Below are 17,795 nucleotides of genomic sequence, written 5' to 3' on the forward strand. Positions count from 1 at the left end.
CGGGGAATGATCTACTCGGCCATTGTCTTCCTTCCGGCGCTCGGCGCACTTATCGCGGGCCTGTTTGGACGCTTTCTCGGGCCCCGTCCGTCGGAGCTCATCACAACGGGCATGCTGATCACGTCCTGCGCGCTGTCGTGGATCGTGTTCTGGCGTGTCGGTTTCGGCCATGAGACGGCACACGTCGCCATCGAGCGCTGGATCACATCCGGCGAGCTGGATATCAGCTGGGCGTTCAAGATCGACACGCTGACTGCGATGATGTTCGTGGTGGTGACGACCGTGTCGGCTCTCGTGCACCTCTATTCCATCGGCTACATGCACGAGGACGACAGCCGCCCGCGCTTCTTCGCCTATCTGTCGGGCTTCACCTTCGCCATGCTGATGCTGGTGACGGCCGACAACCTGGTGCAGATGTTCTTCGGCTGGGAAGGCGTGGGCCTGTTCTCATACCTGCTGATCGGCTTCTGGTATCAGAAGCCTGAGGCCAACGCGGCGGCGATCAAGGCGTTCGTCGTCAACCGCGTCGGCGACTTCGGCTTCCTGCTCGGCATCTTCGGCCTGTTCCTCGTTTTCCGCACCGTGAACTTCGACCAGTTGTTCGCCGCCGTGCCGGACAAGGCAGGGCAGACGTTCGAGTTCCTCGGCTATCAGGTCGATATCCTCACCACCGTCTGTCTGCTGCTGTTCATGGGCGCGATGGGCAAGTCGGCGCAGTTCCTGCTGCACACCTGGTTGCCGGACGCGATGGAAGGCCCTACGCCGGTTTCCGCGCTCATCCATGCCGCCACCATGGTGACGGCCGGCGTGTTCATGGTGGCGCGCCTGTCGCCCATCTTCGAATACGCGCCGATTGCGCTTAACTTCGTCGTGCTGGTCGGCGCGGTCACGGCCTTCTTCGCCGCCACCGTCGGCCTGGTACAGAACGACATCAAACGCGTGATTGCCTATTCAACCTGTTCGCAGCTCGGCTACATGTTCGTGGCGTGCGGCATCGGTGCCTATCAGGCTGGCGTGTTCCATCTGTTCACGCACGCGTTCTTCAAGGCGCTGCTGTTCCTCGGTGCCGGCTCCGTCATTCACGCGATGCATCACGAGCAGGACATGCGGAACATGGGCGGCCTGCGCTCCAAGATTCCGTTCACGTTCGCCATGATGCTGATCGGTACGCTGGCGCTCACCGGCCTTGGCATTCCGGGTCTCGGTGGTCTGTCGGGCTTCTATTCCAAGGACGCGATTGTCGAAGGCGCCTTCGCCGCGCACAAGCCGGGCAACTATGCCTTCTGGCTGCTGGTGATCGCCGCGTTCATGACGTCGTTCTATTCGTGGCGCCTGATGTTCATGACGTTCTACGGCAAGACCCGCGCTGACCATCACACCTATGACCACGCCCACGAAAGCCCGCCGGTGATGCTGGTGCCGCTGGCCGTTCTGGCCTTCGGTGCGGTTGCCGCCGGTGCCGCCACGCCGTTCTTCATCGGCGATGCGCAGCACGAGTTCTGGGGCAAGGCCATCTTCAACGGCGAGCACAACCACATCCTGCACGAACTGCATCACGTGCCGACGTGGGTGAAGTGGTCGCCGACCATCGCGATGCTGGGAGGCTTCACCATCGCCTGGATCTATTATATCGGTAAGCCGTCGCTGCCCGCCGCCACCGCGCGTGCGTTCGGCCCGCTGTACCGCTTCCTGCTCAACAAGTGGTACTTCGACGAGCTGTACAACGCGATCTTCGTCAAGCCGACGTTCTGGCTCGCCAACTTCCTCTGGAAGGTGGGTGACATCAAGATCATCAACGGCCTGATCGACGGCACCGCGGCCGGTGTCTACGCCATCACGCAGCGCGCTGTGCGGCTGCAGACCGGCTACATCTATCACTACGCCTTCGCGATGCTGATCGGTGTGGCGCTGCTGATCACTTACGTCATGTTCATGGGTGGAGCACGCTGATGGACCTCTCCACCGCACCGCTGCTGTCAATCGTGATGTTCATGCCGCTGGTCGGCGCGATCATCATCGGCTGTCTCAACCGCGAAGCAACGTCTAACGCGCGCTGGATCGCGCTGTGGACGACGATCATCACCTTCCTGATCTCCATCCTCATCTGGGTGAAGTTCGACACCGCAAACCCCGGCTTCCAGTTCGTCGAGGAGCGGCCGTGGATGCACGGCATGAGCTTCAAGCTGGGCGTCGACGGCATCTCGATGCTGTTCGTCATCCTGACGACGTTCCTGATGCCAATGGTCATCATCCAGAGCTGGGGAGCGATCGAGAAGCGCGTCAAGGAATACATGATCGCGTTTCTGGTGCTGGAAACGATGATGATCGGCGTGTTCTGCGCGCTCGATCTGGTGCTGTTCTATGTGTTCTTCGAAGCTGGCCTCATTCCTATGTTCCTCATCATCGGCATCTGGGGCGGTAAGGAACGCATCTACGCAACGTTCAAGTTCTTCCTCTATACGCTGCTCGGCTCGGTGCTGATGCTGCTCGCGCTGCTGGCCATGTACTGGTACGCGGGCACCACTGACATCCCGACGCTGATGACCACCAAGTTCCCGGCCGACATGCAGTGGTGGCTGTGGCTGGCGTTCTTTGCTTCGTTCGCTGTCAAGATGCCGATGTGGCCGGTGCATACGTGGTTGCCCGATGCGCACGTGCAGGCGCCGACGGGTGGCTCGGTGGTGCTGGCGGCGGTGCTGCTGAAGATGGGCGGCTACGGCTTCCTGCGCTTCTCGGTGCCGATGTTCCCGCTGGCGAGCGAGCAGTTCGCGCCGCTGATGTGGACGCTGTCGGTTATCGCCATCATCTACACCTCGCTGGTGGCGCTGGCGCAGACCGACCTCAAGAAGCTGATCGCGTACTCGTCGATTGCGCACATGGGTTTTGTCACGCTCGGCATCTTCACCTTCAACACGCAGGGCGTGGAAGGCGCGATCTTCCAGATGCTGTCGCACGGCATCATTTCCGCCGGCCTCTTCCTGTGCGTCGGCGTGCTGTATGATCGTTTGCATACGCACGAGATCGCCGCCTTCGGTGGCCTTGTGAACCGCATGCCGATTTATGCCGCCATCTTCATGGTGTTCACCATGGGCAACGTTGGCCTGCCGGGTACCTCCGGTTTTGTCGGCGAGTTCCTGACGCTGATGGGGGCGTTCCAGGTCAACACCTGGGTTGCATTCCTGGCCACCAGCGGCGTGATCCTGTCGGCTAGCTATGCGCTCTACTGCTATCGCCGCGTGATCTACGGCAAGCTGGTGAAGCCGACGCTGGAACACATCAAGGATGTGAGCCCGCGTGAATTCGGCATCCTGGCGCCGCTGGTCATTCTGACGATCTTCTTCGGCTTCTATCCGGCACCGTTGCTGGATGTGCCGGCAGCGGCGGTCAAGAAGCTCGTCAGCAGCTATGAGGCGGCGATCAGCGAGGCCAAGGCGGGCGGCGGCACAACCAATGGAGCAACCGCTCCGGGGCCGCAGTCGTCGCTTCGTATTGACTGGCCGCATGCGCCTTCATTGCAGGCGGTGAACCTTTCCGGTTCGCACGCTTCGCTCACCATCATGACAGAATACCCGGCCCGCGCGCCGGAACTGAGGTAACGGGCCCACCGATGGACCAGTTGAAATCCTACGCGCCCATTCTGCCCGAGATCGTGCTGGCGCTCGGCGCCATGGGCGTTCTGATGGCGGGCGTGTTCCGCAAGCAGGTTGAACCCGGCGCTGATTATGTGTCGGGCTGGCTCGCCATCGCGCTGCTCGCCATCGTCGGCGTCCTGATTGCGATGGGCGGACCGGGCCGCGAAGTGCTGTTCGAGGGCTCGTTCATCAACGACGCCTTCAGCCGCTTCACCAAGGTGCTGATGCTGGGCGCGGCGGCGCTGGTGCTCGTGATGTCGATGGATGCGCTGGCGCGCGCCAGGATTTTGAGCACCGAGATCTGCGCGCTCATCCTGCTCGCCGTCGTCGGCATGATGCTGATGGTTTCGGCCGGCAACATGATCGCGCTGTTCCTCGGTCTCGAACTGCAGAGCCTTGCGCTGTACGTCATCGCCGCGATTGACCGGCGCAACGTGCGCTCGTCGGAAGCTGGCCTGAAGTATTTCGTACTGGGTTCGCTGTCGTCCGGCATGCTGCTTTACGGTGCGTCGCTGATCTATGGCTTCACCGGCTCGGTTGATTTCTCCGTCATCGCTACAGTTGCGCAGGGCCGTCCTGCGGCTGAGAACGTGGGCCTCATCGTTGGCCTCGTGTTCGTACTCGTCGGCCTCGCATTCAAGATCGGCGCGGTGCCGTTCCACATGTGGACGCCGGACGTTTATGAAGGCGCGCCGACACCGGTGACGGCGTTCTTCGCCGCCGCACCGAAGCTCGCCGCCATGGCGCTGCTGGTGCGCATGCTGCTGCAGGCCTTCCCCGGCATCGCATCGCAGTGGCAGCAGATCATCGTGTTCATTTCCATCGCTTCGATGGTACTTGGTGCCTTCGCCGCAATTGGCCAGACCAACATCAAGCGCCTGATGGCCTATTCATCCATCGGCCATGTCGGCTATGCGCTCATCGGCCTTGCCGCGTTCACGGAAGTCGGCACCCAGTCGCTGCTGATCTATCTGGCGATCTACATCGCCATGACGCTCGGCACCTTCGCCTGCATTCTGTCGATGCGCACCGCCGATGGTCCGGTGGAAGATGTGCAGTCACTGGCCGGCCTTGCCAGCACCAATCTGGGCATGGCGTTCGCCCTGGCGATGCTGCTGTTCTCGATGGCCGGTATCCCGACGCTGGCGGGCTTCTTCGCCAAGCTGTACGTGTTCGGCGCCGCGATTGAAGCCAAGCTCTATATGCTGGCGATCATCGGCGTGCTGTCGAGTGTCGTCGGCGCCTATTACTATCTGCGCGTCGTGAAGGTGATGTTCTTCGATCCGGCGACAACGGAATATATGCCGGTGGAACGCGGCGCGGGAATCGTGATGGCAGCCGCCACCGCATTCGTGCTGCTGTTCATTATTCTGCCGGCGCCGCTCGCCGATGCCGCGCTCAATGCGGCGCGCGCACTGCATGGCGGAACAACGGCGGCCGTTGCCGAACCTGCACCCGCTGCCGCGGCGGCGCGTGCCGGGGCAGGCACTGTTCCGGGAACTCCATGACGGGGGCCCTCCCGCCCAGTCTGCCGGAGGGCTCTACTCATGTTCACCTCGCCGAGGTGGACGGCACCAACGCGGAAGCGATGCGGCGCGTTATGGCCGGCGAGCGCGGGCCGCTGTGGATCACCGCTGACCGGCAACGCGCGGGCAGGGGGCGTTCCGGCCGTGCCTGGGCTTCCAGCACCGGTAACCTGTTCGCCAGCCATATCGTGGCCATCGACGCGCTGCCCATCAACGCAGGGCAGCTCTCGCTCGTTTCCGGCGTAGCGGTTGCCGATGCGATTGCCCGTGCCGGAACCGTAGCCGGGCTGCGCCTCAAATGGCCCAATGACATCCTGATCGGCACCGCCAAGGCCGGCGGCATCCTGATCGAAAGCTCGATGCGCCCCGGCGTGCCCGGCGCCGTCGCGGTCATCGGTATCGGCCTTAACCTCACTTCCGCCCCGGACGATCTCGGCCGCAGCGTGACTTTTCTCGCGCGGCATGGATTATCGCTTTCGCCCGCCGAGGCATTATGCTTCCTGGCGCAGACGATGAACGAGTGGATGACGATCTGGGACAACGGCGCCGGTTTTGAAAAGGTCCGCCAGGCCTGGCTGGCCCGTGCTGGCACCATCGGCGAATCCCTTACAGTTAATGCGCTCTCCGGCCCGGTCACTGGCGGGTTCGCCGGTTTGGATGCAGGCGGCGCCCTGCTATTGAACATTCCCGGTCAGGGTCCGCAGGCCTTCTCGTTCGGCGATGTTACGCTCAATTTGAAAGACGAAAACGCATGAATACACGGAAGCGCGCATCCGACGGCGGAGCTGGCGGCGACGAGCTTGTGTTTGTGGCCCTTGGCGGCCTCGGCGAAATTGGCATGAATGCCTACCTCTACGGGCTGGGCCCGGAGGATAACCGCCGCTGGCTGATGGTCGATTGCGGCATCACGTTTCCCGAAGGAGAGAACGATCCGGGCATCGACGTCATTCTGCCGGATGTGCGCTTCATCGAAGAGCGGCGCTCCGAGCTTGCCGGCATCGTCATCACCCACGCGCACGAGGACCATATCGGGGCGGTGATCGAGCTGTGGCCGCGGCTGCAGGCGCCGGTCTATGCAACACCATTCACGGCCGGGATGCTGCGCGCCAAGCTGGCCGAGCACGGCAACGGCCTCGATATTCCGATCCACGTTGTGGCGCTGGATTCGCGGTTTAAAATCGATCCGTTCGACATCGAGCTGTTCAGTCTGACGCACTCCATTCCGGAGATGAGCGCGCTGGCTATCCGTACCCCGCTCGGCACCGTGTTCCACACCGGCGACTGGAAGCTCGACCCGACGCCGACGCTGGGTAAGCCGGTGGACGGCGAGCGTTTGCAGCGGCTGGGCGATGAAGGCGTGCTGGCGCTGATGATCGATTCCACCAACGCCATTCGCGATGGCTCTTCGCCATCGGAAGCGTCCGTTGCGCGCGAGCTCAAGCACATCATCGCCAACGCGCCGTATCGGGTGGCGGTCACCACGTTCTCGTCGAACGTTGCGCGCGTCAAAGCGGTTGCCGAGGCGGCGCAGGCGACGGGCCGTGAGCTGGTGGTGGCGGGCAAGGCGCTGCACCGCGTCATCGACGTCGCGATCGACAACGGATACCTGCCGAAGGGCTTCCGTCACCACGATCAGGACCAGTTCACCTATATCGACCGCAAGGACACGGTGCTTCTGTGCACGGGCAGTCAGGGCGAACCGCGGGCTGCAATGGCGCGCATCTCGGCCGAGGAGCATCCGCAGATCTCGTTTGCCAAGGGCGACATCGTTATCTTCTCATCGCGGACCATTCCCGGCAACGAGCGTGCGGTTGGCCAGATCCAGAACGATCTGACTCTCGGCGGCTGTGAGATCATCACCGACAATGAGGCGCTGGTGCATGTCTCAGGCCATCCGCGCCGCGATGAGCTGCGCCAGATGTATCGCTGGATCCGGCCGCAGATTGCCGTGCCGATGCACGGAGAGGCACGCCACCTGAAGGCGCAGGCCGATCTCGCCAAAGAGATGGGCGTGTCGACGGTGTTCATCGTCACCGACGGCGAAGTGCTGCGCCTGACGCCTAACGCTGCCATCATCGACGATGCGCCTGTCGGACGCATTTTCCGCGATGGCCGCCTGCTGGTGCCCGAGGGCGAAGGGCCGGTGCGCGAGCGCCGCAAGCTCTCCATCGTCGGCGTGGTGATCGTCAGCCTCTGCATGTCGCGCAAGGGCGCGCTGATGGCCGATCCGCAGGCCGTTCTCGATGGTGTTCCGGTGGAGACAGCGGAAGGCGACGCCATGATCGATGTTGTCCTTGACGCGATCGACGGCACGCTGCGCTCCATTCCGCAGCAGAAGCGCAAGAACCTCGATATGGTGGCGGAAGCGGTGCGGCGCTCGGTGCGGGCGGCGGTCAATTCCGAGTGGGGCAAGAAACCCATTTGCCGCGTGCTGGTGAACGTGGTTGATAAGGGCTGAAGTTCCGCCGTGGCCTGACGATGGGCCGGGCAGGCTGGAGTGCTGCCGGAAAATCGGGAACCGGTTTTCCGGCAAGAAGCACGATAAAACAAACAACTAGAGCCTTTCTGCGATTCAACGAAACGCTGAAAGGCTCTGACGGGCGCCGTTGCGCGACCGACGATGACAATCCATACGCTGGAGAAGATTGAATGATCGGACGTCTCAACCATGTGGCTATCGCGGTGAAGGATCTGGCGGCCGCTACCGCTGTGTACCGGGATACGCTGGGCGCCGAGGTTACCGATCCGCTGCCGCAGCCCGAGCATGGCGTCACCGTTGTTTTCATCACGCTGCCGAACACCAAGATCGAACTGCTGGAGCCGATGGGCGAGGGCTCGCCGATCGCAAAGTTTCTTGAGAAGGCGCCGGACGGTGGCATTCACCACGTCTGCTACGAGGTGGACGACATCCTCGCGGCCCGCGACCGCCTGAAGGCACAGGGTGCGCGCGTGCTGGGCGACGGCACGCCGAAGATCGGCGCCCACGGCAAGCCGGTGCTGTTCCTGCATCCGAAGGATTTCTGCGGCACGCTCGTTGAGTTGGAGCAGGCCTGACCGGATCGGACCGGCGCCACCTCGCAACCATTTGTTTGAGGCGTGATCCGACGGTCCGATAGAAAAAACACTGGAGCAGCGACGCCACGCGAAGTACGGCGCAGCTGCTCCGTCGGCACTGTGACGGGAGTACCCAAATGGACGGGGCGATGGCAGTAGCCATCTATATTTTCATCTGGTGGATCGTGCTGTTCGCGGTACTGCCGTTTGGTGTGCGCACGCAGGCAGAGGATGGCCATGTGGTGCCGGGCACCGTTGAAAGCGCGCCGGCAAAACCGCGGCTGCTGCGCATTTTTCTGATCAATACCCTGGTGGCATCCGTCGTGTTCGCGATCGTCTATTTTTCGATCAGCTATCGGATTATCACACCCGACACTTTCCTCTGGTAACGCGCTCGTCGTCGCTGCATTCGGTCCTACCCCGCTGGGCAGCACCGAATGATTTCTGCTGCGTTGCGTGAAGCGACCGAGAGTGACGCGGCTGCCGCGGCGCTGGCTATTATTGGCGCGCCGAAGGGCTGAGCCCGCGTGGAATGAAATCTCACTGAATGGCCCGAATACGCAAAGAGCAAGGTTCATTGAACCTTGCTCTTGCGTTTCGTTTTTATTTTTTGCGGAGCGCCGTTGTTCGGCTGCTCTACGCTGATCCGGTCAGATCGCTTCTTCTGAGCGTACCCTTACCGGTTGGTCTTCCCTAGACTTGGGCTGCCTGCTGTCTGTGTCGACAACTTAGTGACCCACCCTTATGGCGAGTACGTTTACTCGACGCGCGGCCTTCTGTCACGCGGCTTCGTGCACTCAACGCAGAATTTTTTTTTCGGCTTCGTTAAGCTGCAATTCGCGCGTGTAATCAACGGGTCAGCTCACGTGAGAAATCAGGTTGTGCTGCCTGTTTTCCGGCATAGCGAACAAGCGTGACCGCGGATTAGGCAAATGGCGCAGCGGTGTTCAAACGGAGCGAACGGGCGTGCCATGATTGCGGCGTCAGGCGCGGGAATCCAGAAGCGCACAGCGTCGTTCGTCGGCGGGATTGCACTGCGCACGGTTTAACGCTACCAGCCGCAACAATGCGCACATATGTGCGCGCTAAACCGGGCTCGCTGTCGTGGGCCAGAAAAATCAGGTCGGCCCTCCATGCGCTCTGCCTGCTCTGTGGCCAATGACGCCCGTGAGCGGAACGTGTGCCGCTCCATCGGCTGGGGCCCGACGCAGGGAGTGGCCCGATGAGCAAGCGCGCACTGACCGTTAGCCGCGAAGAGAACTTCCCCGAGTGGTATCAGGCCGCCGTGCGCGATGGCGACATGGCCGAGACGAGCCCGGTGCGCGGCTGCATGGTTATCAAGCCATGGGGTTGGGGCGTGTGGGAGCGCATTCAGGCCGAACTTGATGCGCGCATCAAGGAAACGGGCCACGAAAACTGCTATTTCCCGCTTTTCATCCCGATGAGCTTCATCGCCAAGGAGGCCGAGCACGTTGAGGGCTTCGCCAAGGAAATGGCGGTTGTCACCCATCACCGGCTGAAAAACGAGGGCGGTCAGCTTGTGGTGGACCCGTCCGCCAAGCTGGAAGAGCCGCTGATCGTGCGGCCGACATCCGAGACCATCATCGGCGATGCTTTCCAGCGCTGGGTGAAGAGCTATCGCGACCTGCCGCTGCTGATCAACCAGTGGGCCAACGTGGTGCGCTGGGAGATGCGCACGCGCCTGTTCCTGCGCACGGCGGAGTTCCTCTGGCAGGAGGGCCATACCGCCCACGCCGACCGCGACGACGCGATGGATGAAACGCTGAAGATGCTGGAGGTCTATCGCGAGTTCGCCGAGAACGTGCTGGCGATGCCGGTTGTTGCCGGTGAGAAGCCAGCCAACGAACGTTTTCCCGGAGCGGATAACACCTATTCCATCGAAGCGATGATGCAGGATGGCAAGGCACTGCAGGCCGGCACCTCGCATTATCTGGGCACGCACTTCGCCAAGGCGCAGAACATCCAGTTCCAGAACCGCGAAGGTCAGCTGGAATACTGCCACACGACGAGCTGGGGCGTTTCCACCCGTCTCATCGGTGGCGTGATCATGACCCATGGCGATGACGACGGCCTGCGCATGCCGCCGCGGATTGCGCCGCGCCAGATCGTGATTGTGCCGATGCTGCGCGACAAGCCTGAAGACAAAGAGCTGCTCGATTACTGCGCCGGGCTGGAAAAGGAACTGAAGGCGCTGGGTATCCGCGTGCTTGTGGATGCCAAGCCGATCAAATCGGCTGAGAAACGCTGGAACTGGGTGCGCCGCGGTGCACCGGTCATCGTCGAGATTGGCGGACGCGATGCAGCTGGCGGCAACGTCACCTACATGCGCCGCGACCGTTTGCGCGACGGCGACAAGGTCATCTCGCACACCAGCCCGCGCGCCGAGTTTGTTGCCGCTGCGCCGGCGCTGCTGGACGATATCCAGGCCAGCCTGTACGCCGAGGCGAAAGCTCGGCTCGACGGCAACATCGTTACGTCGATCAAGACCTTTGACGATCTGCAGGCCTATTTCGGCACTGCATCCGGCGACGATGACGACGACGGCACCTTCAAGGGCTGGGCCGAGGTTGCCTGGTCGAAGCCCGAGGGCGCCGCGCTGGAAGCGATTGCCGATCGGCTGAAGGCGCTGAAGCTCACCATCCGCAACGCGCCTCTTAACCAAAAGCCGATTGAAGGCGCGTGCCTCTTCACCGGCGATACGGCGATTGAATACGTCCTGATCGGCCGCGCCTATTAAGATCCTGCCAGCGGGTGGGAAGAAAAATCGGGGTCAGGGGAGTGCGTTCGCGGCAGGCCAATGGGCCCCATGCAACGCAATCTGGCCTGAATGCCGGAGTAGCAGTGCTGCCCGGCCAGAATGAGCGAGGGAGTTCCACGGCGATGACGGCGGCTGCCGATACCAGACCGTTTGCTCCATTCGAATGGATGCTGGCGCTGCGCTACCTGAGGGCGCGGCGTAAGGAAGGCTTTATCTCCGTCATCGCGGGGTTTTCCTTCACCGGCATCATGCTGGGCGTTGCGACGCTCATTATTGTGATGGCCGTCATGAATGGCTTCCGCAACGAGCTGTTCGCAAAGATACTCGGTCTCAACGGTCACATCATCGTCAACAAGATCGGCGAGCCGTTTGAAGATTACGACGAGGTCGCAAAGCTCATCCAGCGCGTGAGCGGCATCAGGGCGGCCATGCCTCTGGTTGAGGGGCAGGTGATGGTGTCGTCGGCGGTGCAGGCAACCGGTGCGCTGGTGCGTGGTATGTCCGAGGAAGGGCTGCGCTCGCTGCCGCTGGTATCCGACAACATCCGCTTCGGTTCGCTGGATGGTTTTGGCGAAGGCAGCGGCATTGCCATCGGCACGCGGCTGGCCAACATGCTGCGTGTAAACGTCGGCGATACGATAACGCTGGTGTCTCCGCGCGGTGCGCAGACACCGTTCGGCACCGCGCCGCGCACGAAGCCTTACACAATCACGGCCCTGTTCGAGATGGGCATGGCGGAATACGATCGCACAATGGTGTTCATGCCGTTGCTGGAGGCGCAGCGGTATTTCGCGCGCAACGGCGAGGTTGATGCGATCGAGGTGGTGGTCGACGATCCCAACCAGATCGATAACTTCGTGCAGGAGGTCAAACGCGCCGTCGGGCCGACCAATCACGTTTCGGATTGGCGCGTGCGCAACGAAACGTTCTTCACCGTGCTGGAGGTGGAGCGCAACGTGATGTTCATCATCCTGTCGCTGATCGTGCTGGTGGCGGCGCTGAACATCATCTCCGGCCTGATGATGCTGGTGAAAGATAAAGGCCGCGACGTCGCCATTCTGCGTACGATGGGCGCCAGCCGCGGCTCTATCATGCGCGTGTTTCTCATCACCGGCGCTTCGATCGGTATCGTCGGCACCATTGCCGGGCTGATCCTTGGCGTTGTGTTCTGCATGAACATTGAATCGATCCGCGAGTTTGTCTCGTGGATGACAAGCACCACGCTGTTCGACCCCAACGTGTATTATCTGACGCGCCTGCCGGCCGACATGGAGCCCCGCGAGACGGTTCTCATCGTTGGCATGGCGCTGGCTCTTTCCGTGCTTGCCACGATCTATCCGTCGTGGCGGGCTTCCACTTTGGATCCAGTTGAAGCGCTGCGGTACGAATGACCGATCCCCGTGTAAGTGCCATAGCCGAAGAACTGCTGACCGCGCGCAAGCACGCGCGGGAAGCGGCAACGCATCCGCATCAGCAACCCGCGTTGCGGCTGGATGGCCTCGTGCGTGCGTTTCATCAGGGCACGCGCCGCATCGATGTGCTGAAGGGCGCCAGTGTCGACATTCTGCCGGGGCAGGCGGTGGCGCTTGTCGGGCCATCCGGCGCCGGCAAGTCAACGCTGCTGCATATCGCCGGGCTGCTTGAAACGCCCGATAGCGGCCATGTGATCGTCAACGGGCGCGATTGCTCCGGCATGGGCGATGCGGATCGCACCCGTGTGCGGCGCGTCGAGATGGGCTTCGTTTATCAGTTTCACCAGTTGCTGCCGGAGTTCTCGGCGCTGGAGAACGTGATGATCCCGCAGCTCATCCGCGGGCGTTCCAAGAGCCAGGCGGCGGAGCGGGCGCGCGAACTGCTGGGAACGCTGGGCCTTGCCGAACGGCTGGAGCATCGACCGGCGCAGCTTTCGGGCGGTGAACAGCAACGCACCGCAATTGCCCGCGCACTGGCCAACAGTCCGCGGTTGATCCTGGCCGACGAACCGACCGGCAACCTTGACCCATATACCGCCGAGCACGTGTTTGAGGCGCTGCTGCACCTGATCCATACAACCGGCGTCGCGGCGCTTATCGCCACCCACAACATGGATCTGGCCCGGCGGATGGACCGCGTGCTGCGGCTTGAAGGTGGCGCTCTGGTGGAAGTGCAGCCGCTTGGATTGACCTGACCCGATTTTGCGCGCCCCGATAGCGTTCGCCGCCCCGCAACCGTTGCCGGTTCGGCAGTGTGGTCCTGCAACTTCTCAGCGAGAGGCAAAATGCCGATGGAAAGAAGCCGTCGGCGGCTTGGGGGCTGGCCGCCGCTGCCGTAAGCTGCCGCATCATGAACGCACCGATCATTCCGCCCACAGCGCAACCATCGGCCGCCACGCCGCCCCGCTTCGTGCACTTGAAGGTGCATTCGGCCTATTCGCTGCTGGAAGGCGCGTTGCCAATCGGCAAGCTGGCCAAGCTCGCCGAGGCGCATGGCTATCCGGCGCTGGGCCTGACCGACACCAACAACCTTTATGGCGCGCTGGAATTCTCCGACAAGCTGTCCGGCGCCGGTATTCAGCCGATTGTCGGCGTGGTGCTGACGGTCGACTTCGAGGATCGCCGCCACGATCCGCTGGAGCGGGTTGCGCCGATGCAGCAACAGCAGGACGCTGGCGATGGCCAGATTGCGCTGCTGGCCATGAACGAGGCAGGCTATGCCAACCTGATGAAGGTGGTGACGCGCGCGCATTTCGATGCGCCTGCGGTCGAGGATGCTTTCACCACCATTAATGTCGTTGGTCAGCATACCGAAGGGCTGATCGCGCTGACCGGCGGACCGGATGGGCCAATCGACCGGGCGCTGCGTGAAGGACAGGCGGAAACGGCGCGCGCGCGGCTTCTGCGTCTCAAGGAACTGTTCGGCGACCGGCTTTACGTCGAGATCCAGCGCCACGGTTTGAAATCGGAAGCGGATGTCGAGCCGCAACTGCTCGATCTCGCCTATGCCAACGACATTCCGATCGTCGCGACCAACGAAGCCTACTTCGCCTCGCCCGACGATTACGAGGCGCACGATGCGCTGCTGTGCATCGCCGCCGGGCGTTATGTCGTTGAGGATGACCGTCGCCGGGTAACGCCCGAACACGACTTCAAAAGCGCCGATGCCATGGTGGCGCTGTTCGAGGATCTGCCCGAGGCGCTCGACAATACAATCGAGATTGCCAAGCGCTGTGCGTTCCGTCCGCGCGGCAAGAAGCCGATCCTGCCGCGCTTCGTGGCGGCGGATCAGGATCTGACGCCGGAGGAGGTGGCAACCCTTGAGGCTGGTGAACTGCGCAAGCAGGCTATGGCCGGTCTCGATGCACGCTTGAGCGTTACGCCGCTGGCGGATGGTTTCACGCGCGAAGATTACGACAAGCGCCTCGACTACGAACTCGGCGTGATCGAGCGCATGAAGTTTCCCGGCTACTTCCTGATCGTGGCCGACTTCATCAAGTGGTCTAAATCGCAGGGTGTGCCGGTGGGGCCGGGGCGCGGTTCCGGTGCAGGCTCGCTGGTGGCGTGGACACTGACGATTACCGACCTCGATCCGCTGCGGTTCGGCTTGCTGTTCGAGCGCTTCCTCAATCCTGAGCGCGTCTCGATGCCGGACTTCGACATCGACTTCTGCCAGGATCGCCGCGACGAGGTGATCCGTTATGTGCAGAACAAGTACGGCCACGACCGCGTGGCGCAGATCATCACCCACGGCAAGCTGCAGGCGCGCGCGGTGCTACGCGACGTGGGGCGCGTGCTGCAGATGCCGTACGGCCAGGTTGATCGCCTCTGCAAGCTGGTGCCGAACAATCCTGCCAATCCGGTGACGCTCGTCGACGCGATAGAGGATGAGCCGAAGCTGCAGGAGGAGATCGACAACGATCCGCTGGTTGCGCGGCTCGTAGAAATCGCCACCAAGCTTGAAGGGCTTTATCGCCACGCATCGACGCACGCCGCTGGCATGGTGATCGGCGACCGGCCGCTGGTGGAACTGGTGCCGGTTACGCGCGATGCGAAAACGGGCTCGCCGGTTACGCAGTTCAACTGGAAGCTGGTTGAAGCAGCGGGCCTGGTGAAGTTCGACTTCCTCGGCCTGAAGACGCTGACGGTTCTGCAGAAGGCCGTGGAGCTGGTGAAGCGCGGCCGTGGTATCGACATCGATCTGACCAAGCTGGGGCTTGAGGATAAAAAATCCTACGAGTTGCTGGCGCGGGCTGACACGGTCGGCGTGTTCCAGCTCGAAAGTACCGGCATGCGCGAAAGCTTGAAGCGTCTTATGCCCGACCGCTTCGAGGACATCATCGCCATGGTGGCGCTGTATCGCCCCGGCCCGATGGACAACATCCCGACCTACATCGCGCGCAAGCACGGCAAGGAGGACGTGGACTACCTGCATCCGATGCTGGAAGGCATCCTGAAGGAAACCTACGGCGTCATCATCTATCAGGAGCAGGTTATTCAGATCGCGCAGGTGATGGGCGGCTATTCGCTCGGCACCGCTGACCTTCTGCGTCGCGCGATGGGCAAGAAAGACAAGGCCGAGATGGCGCGCCATCAGGCGCAGTTCGTTGAAGGCGCGGTGGAGCGCGGCGTTGCCAAGCAGAAGGCGGCGGAAATATTCGAGCTGGTCGACAAGTTCGCCGGCTATGGCTTCAATAAATCGCACGCCGCCGCCTACGCGCTGGTCAGCTATCACACCGCCTACATGAAGGCGAATTTCCGCGAGGAGTTTCTGGCGGCGTCGATGACGCTCGATATGTCGAACACGGACAAGCTGGCGATGTTCGCCGCCGAAGCGCGCCGCAGCAGCATCACGGTGAAGCCGCCGTGCGTGAATGCATCCGAAGTCGATTTCATGTCGGAGGCGGGCAAGGGCGACAAACCCGGCGCCATCCGATATTCGCTTGCAGCGTTGAAAAACATCGGCGCGGCGGCGGTTGCGACGGTGGTGGAGGAGCGCAGGGAGAACGGCAGCTTCAAGACGCTGGCCGATTTTGCGTCGCGTCTCAGCCCGAAGGCGTTGAACAAGCGTTCCATCGAAACGCTGGCGGCGGCCGGGGCCTTTGACGGTCTGGAGCCCAACCGCGCGCTCGTTGCGGCGAACGTCGATCAGATCCTGGAACTGGCGCAGCGCATGGAGCAGGAGAAAGCCGAAGGGCAGGCTGATTTCTTCTCCATGGGTGCGGCTTCGTCCGGCAGCAGTGCCGGGCCGACGCTGCAGCTGCGCACCGCGATGGGCTGGACGCCGATGGAGCGCCTGTCGCACGAGTTCGACGCCATCGGCTTTTATCTCTCGGGCCATCCGCTCGACCAGTACGAAAAGGCGCTGCAGAAGATGGGCGTGCGCCGCTACGTCGATTTCGAGGCGGCGACCGAGAAAGGCGCAACGGGCGGTCAGCTTGCTGGCATCGTCATTTCAGCGCGTGAGCGCCGCTCCGCCAAGGGTAACAAGTTTGCGTTCGGAATGTTCTCCGACATGACAGGCCAGTTCGAGGCGGTGATTTTCTCCGATACGCTGGCGGCCAGCCGCGACCTGCTGGTTGGCGGCACGCCGGTGCTGCTGAACGTTTCAGCCGAGCGCGACGGCGACACGGTGAAGATGCGGGTGGAAAGCCTGCGCGCGTTGAACGACGCCGTCGCTGCATTGCAAAGCGGGTTGCGGGTCATTCTCGATGGCGACGCGGTGACGAACGCCAAGACCAATACGCTGGAACAGTTGAAGCAACGCATGAAACCCGGCGGCAAGGGTGAGGTGCGCTTTGTGCTGCGTATGTATGAGCACAGTCGCGAGATCGAGTTCGTGGCGCCGGGTCGTTATGATGTCTCGCCGTATCAGGCCGGATTGCTGGCGGCGGTGCCCGGCGTTGTCGAAGTGTTAGAGATCTGACGATTAAGCTTAAGCTCTGTATGCGTCGATAAAATTTGCGCAAAAGGGCTTTTGTCGTGTTCCGATCATCCCTCGGCGCCGCAACATTGCTGGCGCTCTTCGCCGCCGATGCAACCGCATCAACCTATTGCCCCCGCCCGCTGCACCGGGCGACGCGTCTCATCGTCATCACTGTGCCGGATATGAATTCGGTGAAAGCGACGATGCATACGTTCGAGCGCGAGACGCCGGCGGATGCAACGTGGCGCAGAGCCGGGCCGCCGGAACCGGCCGTTGTTGGCAGCGCCGGAATAGGCTGGGCCAAGACATTCAGTCATCTGGGCAAGAAGGGCGAGCCGATCAAAACCGAAGGCGACAAGCGCACCCCTGCGGGTGTGTTCCGTCTGTCCGGTCCGTTTGGCATGGAGCAGCGGCCGCTGCGCAATTTCGTCAAGCTGGCGCCGGGCCGAAGCCTTTGTGTGCGCGATCCCAGATCTGCCTACTACGGACAGGTGATGGACCGTTCGCGTCTGCGCACGCTGCGCGGCGCTGAGGACATGACCCAGAACGCCACGCTGCGGCGGGGCATCTTCGTCGATTATCCCTCGCTGCCGGCTGCCAGGGCTGGAAGCTGCATTTTCCTGCACGTGTGGGAAAGCGACGCTACCGGTACCGAAGGCCGCGTCGCCGTGGCCGAAGATCGGGTGAACGTGCTGCAGGACTGGATCGGGCAGGGCTTTTCAACGATTGCCATCATCACCGAGGACACCGCCAAGCGCTTCAAGCACTGCCTGCCGATCAACGCCAAGAGCAACACCTACGACCAGCCGGCAAGTGCGCCGATGCGCAACCCGAACCGCGTTACCCCGCAGCAGCAGGCAACGCTGAAGCAGTGATTTCGCCGAACGCTGGTGCTGATTAGCCTGA

Annotated in this window: 12 protein-coding genes; all 12 read left to right on the plus strand. The window is 62.4% G+C overall.

The features are described from left to right. Positions 1 to 6: 6 nt before the first annotated feature. Positions 7 to 1,950 carry an NADH-quinone oxidoreductase subunit L gene (gene nuoL / locus C6Y62_RS08735; protein WP_173953618.1) on the plus strand — a complete coding sequence of 648 codons (1,944 nt, stop codon included), beginning with the start codon at positions 7 to 9 and terminating at the stop codon, positions 1,948 to 1,950. Beyond that, positions 1,950 to 3,596 (plus strand): NADH-quinone oxidoreductase subunit M, encoded by a 1,647-nt coding sequence (locus C6Y62_RS08740; RefSeq protein ID WP_173953619.1) that lies wholly within the window; start codon positions 1,950 to 1,952, stop codon positions 3,594 to 3,596. Before nuoL ends, C6Y62_RS08740 begins: the two co-directional genes overlap by 1 nt. Positions 3,597 to 3,607: 11 nt before the next feature. After that, on the plus strand, positions 3,608 to 5,140 hold the full coding sequence (gene nuoN / locus C6Y62_RS08745) for an NADH-quinone oxidoreductase subunit NuoN (protein WP_173953620.1): 1,533 nt from the start codon (positions 3,608 to 3,610) through the stop codon (positions 5,138 to 5,140). Beyond that, positions 5,137 to 5,913, plus strand: a complete 777-nt coding sequence (locus tag C6Y62_RS08750) for a biotin--[acetyl-CoA-carboxylase] ligase (RefSeq protein ID WP_068460451.1) — start codon at positions 5,137 to 5,139, stop codon at positions 5,911 to 5,913. Before nuoN ends, C6Y62_RS08750 begins: the two co-directional genes overlap by 4 nt. Beyond that, positions 5,910 to 7,616 (plus strand): ribonuclease J, encoded by a 1,707-nt coding sequence (locus C6Y62_RS08755; RefSeq protein ID WP_068460453.1) that lies wholly within the window; start codon positions 5,910 to 5,912, stop codon positions 7,614 to 7,616. The genes C6Y62_RS08750 and C6Y62_RS08755 overlap by 4 nt, the downstream gene beginning before the upstream one ends. A gap of 191 nt (positions 7,617 to 7,807) precedes the next feature. Further along, the gene (gene mce, locus C6Y62_RS08760) at positions 7,808 to 8,212 is read left to right on the plus strand and encodes a methylmalonyl-CoA epimerase (protein WP_068460455.1); all 405 of its coding nucleotides are present in this window, start codon (positions 7,808 to 7,810) and stop codon (positions 8,210 to 8,212) included. A 137-nt stretch (positions 8,213 to 8,349) separates the two neighbouring features. Beyond that, positions 8,350 to 8,601, plus strand: a complete 252-nt coding sequence (locus tag C6Y62_RS08765; RefSeq protein WP_173953621.1) for a DUF1467 family protein — start codon at positions 8,350 to 8,352, stop codon at positions 8,599 to 8,601. An 833-nt stretch (positions 8,602 to 9,434) separates the two neighbouring features. Then, complete coding sequence (gene proS / locus C6Y62_RS08770; RefSeq protein ID WP_173953622.1) at positions 9,435 to 10,970, plus strand: proline--tRNA ligase; 1,536 nt, start codon at positions 9,435 to 9,437, stop codon at positions 10,968 to 10,970. A 143-nt stretch (positions 10,971 to 11,113) separates the two neighbouring features. Beyond that, complete coding sequence (locus C6Y62_RS08775) at positions 11,114 to 12,382, plus strand: lipoprotein-releasing ABC transporter permease subunit (protein ID WP_173953623.1); 1,269 nt, start codon at positions 11,114 to 11,116, stop codon at positions 12,380 to 12,382. After that, positions 12,379 to 13,158, plus strand: coding sequence for an ABC transporter ATP-binding protein (locus C6Y62_RS08780; RefSeq protein ID WP_173953624.1), 780 nt, complete (start codon positions 12,379 to 12,381; stop codon positions 13,156 to 13,158). Before C6Y62_RS08775 ends, C6Y62_RS08780 begins: the two co-directional genes overlap by 4 nt. Before the next feature lie 155 nt (positions 13,159 to 13,313). Next, positions 13,314 to 16,889, plus strand: a complete 3,576-nt coding sequence (gene dnaE / locus C6Y62_RS08785) for a DNA polymerase III subunit alpha (RefSeq protein ID WP_173953625.1) — start codon at positions 13,314 to 13,316, stop codon at positions 16,887 to 16,889. Positions 16,890 to 16,945: 56 nt separating this feature from the next. Continuing rightward, the gene (locus tag C6Y62_RS08790) at positions 16,946 to 17,764 is read left to right on the plus strand and encodes a hypothetical protein (RefSeq protein WP_068460468.1); all 819 of its coding nucleotides are present in this window, start codon (positions 16,946 to 16,948) and stop codon (positions 17,762 to 17,764) included. The last annotated feature ends 31 nt before the right edge of the window (positions 17,765 to 17,795 follow it).

It is taken from the genome of Hyphomicrobium sulfonivorans, from assembly GCF_013306565.1.
In the GTDB taxonomy this organism is placed as follows: Bacteria; Pseudomonadota; Alphaproteobacteria; order Rhizobiales; family Hyphomicrobiaceae; genus Hyphomicrobium_A; species Hyphomicrobium_A sulfonivorans.

Bases quoted from the DNA above. Each gene is read 5' to 3' on its own strand.
- nuoL (WP_173953618.1), top strand. From the start codon at position 7: ATGATCTACTCGGCCATTGTCTTCCTTCCGGCGCTCGGCGCACTTATC.
- C6Y62_RS08740 (WP_173953619.1), top strand. From the start codon at position 1,950: ATGGACCTCTCCACCGCACCGCTGCTGTCAATCGTGATGTTCATGCCG.
- nuoN (WP_173953620.1), top strand. From the start codon at position 3,608: ATGGACCAGTTGAAATCCTACGCGCCCATTCTGCCCGAGATCGTGCTG.
- C6Y62_RS08750 (WP_068460451.1), top strand. From the start codon at position 5,137: ATGACGGGGGCCCTCCCGCCCAGTCTGCCGGAGGGCTCTACTCATGTT.
- C6Y62_RS08755 (WP_068460453.1), top strand. From the start codon at position 5,910: ATGAATACACGGAAGCGCGCATCCGACGGCGGAGCTGGCGGCGACGAG.
- mce (WP_068460455.1), top strand. From the start codon at position 7,808: ATGATCGGACGTCTCAACCATGTGGCTATCGCGGTGAAGGATCTGGCG.
- C6Y62_RS08765 (WP_173953621.1), top strand. From the start codon at position 8,350: ATGGACGGGGCGATGGCAGTAGCCATCTATATTTTCATCTGGTGGATC.
- proS (WP_173953622.1), top strand. From the start codon at position 9,435: ATGAGCAAGCGCGCACTGACCGTTAGCCGCGAAGAGAACTTCCCCGAG.
- C6Y62_RS08775 (WP_173953623.1), top strand. From the start codon at position 11,114: ATGACGGCGGCTGCCGATACCAGACCGTTTGCTCCATTCGAATGGATG.
- C6Y62_RS08780 (WP_173953624.1), top strand. From the start codon at position 12,379: ATGACCGATCCCCGTGTAAGTGCCATAGCCGAAGAACTGCTGACCGCG.
- dnaE (WP_173953625.1), top strand. From the start codon at position 13,314: ATGAACGCACCGATCATTCCGCCCACAGCGCAACCATCGGCCGCCACG.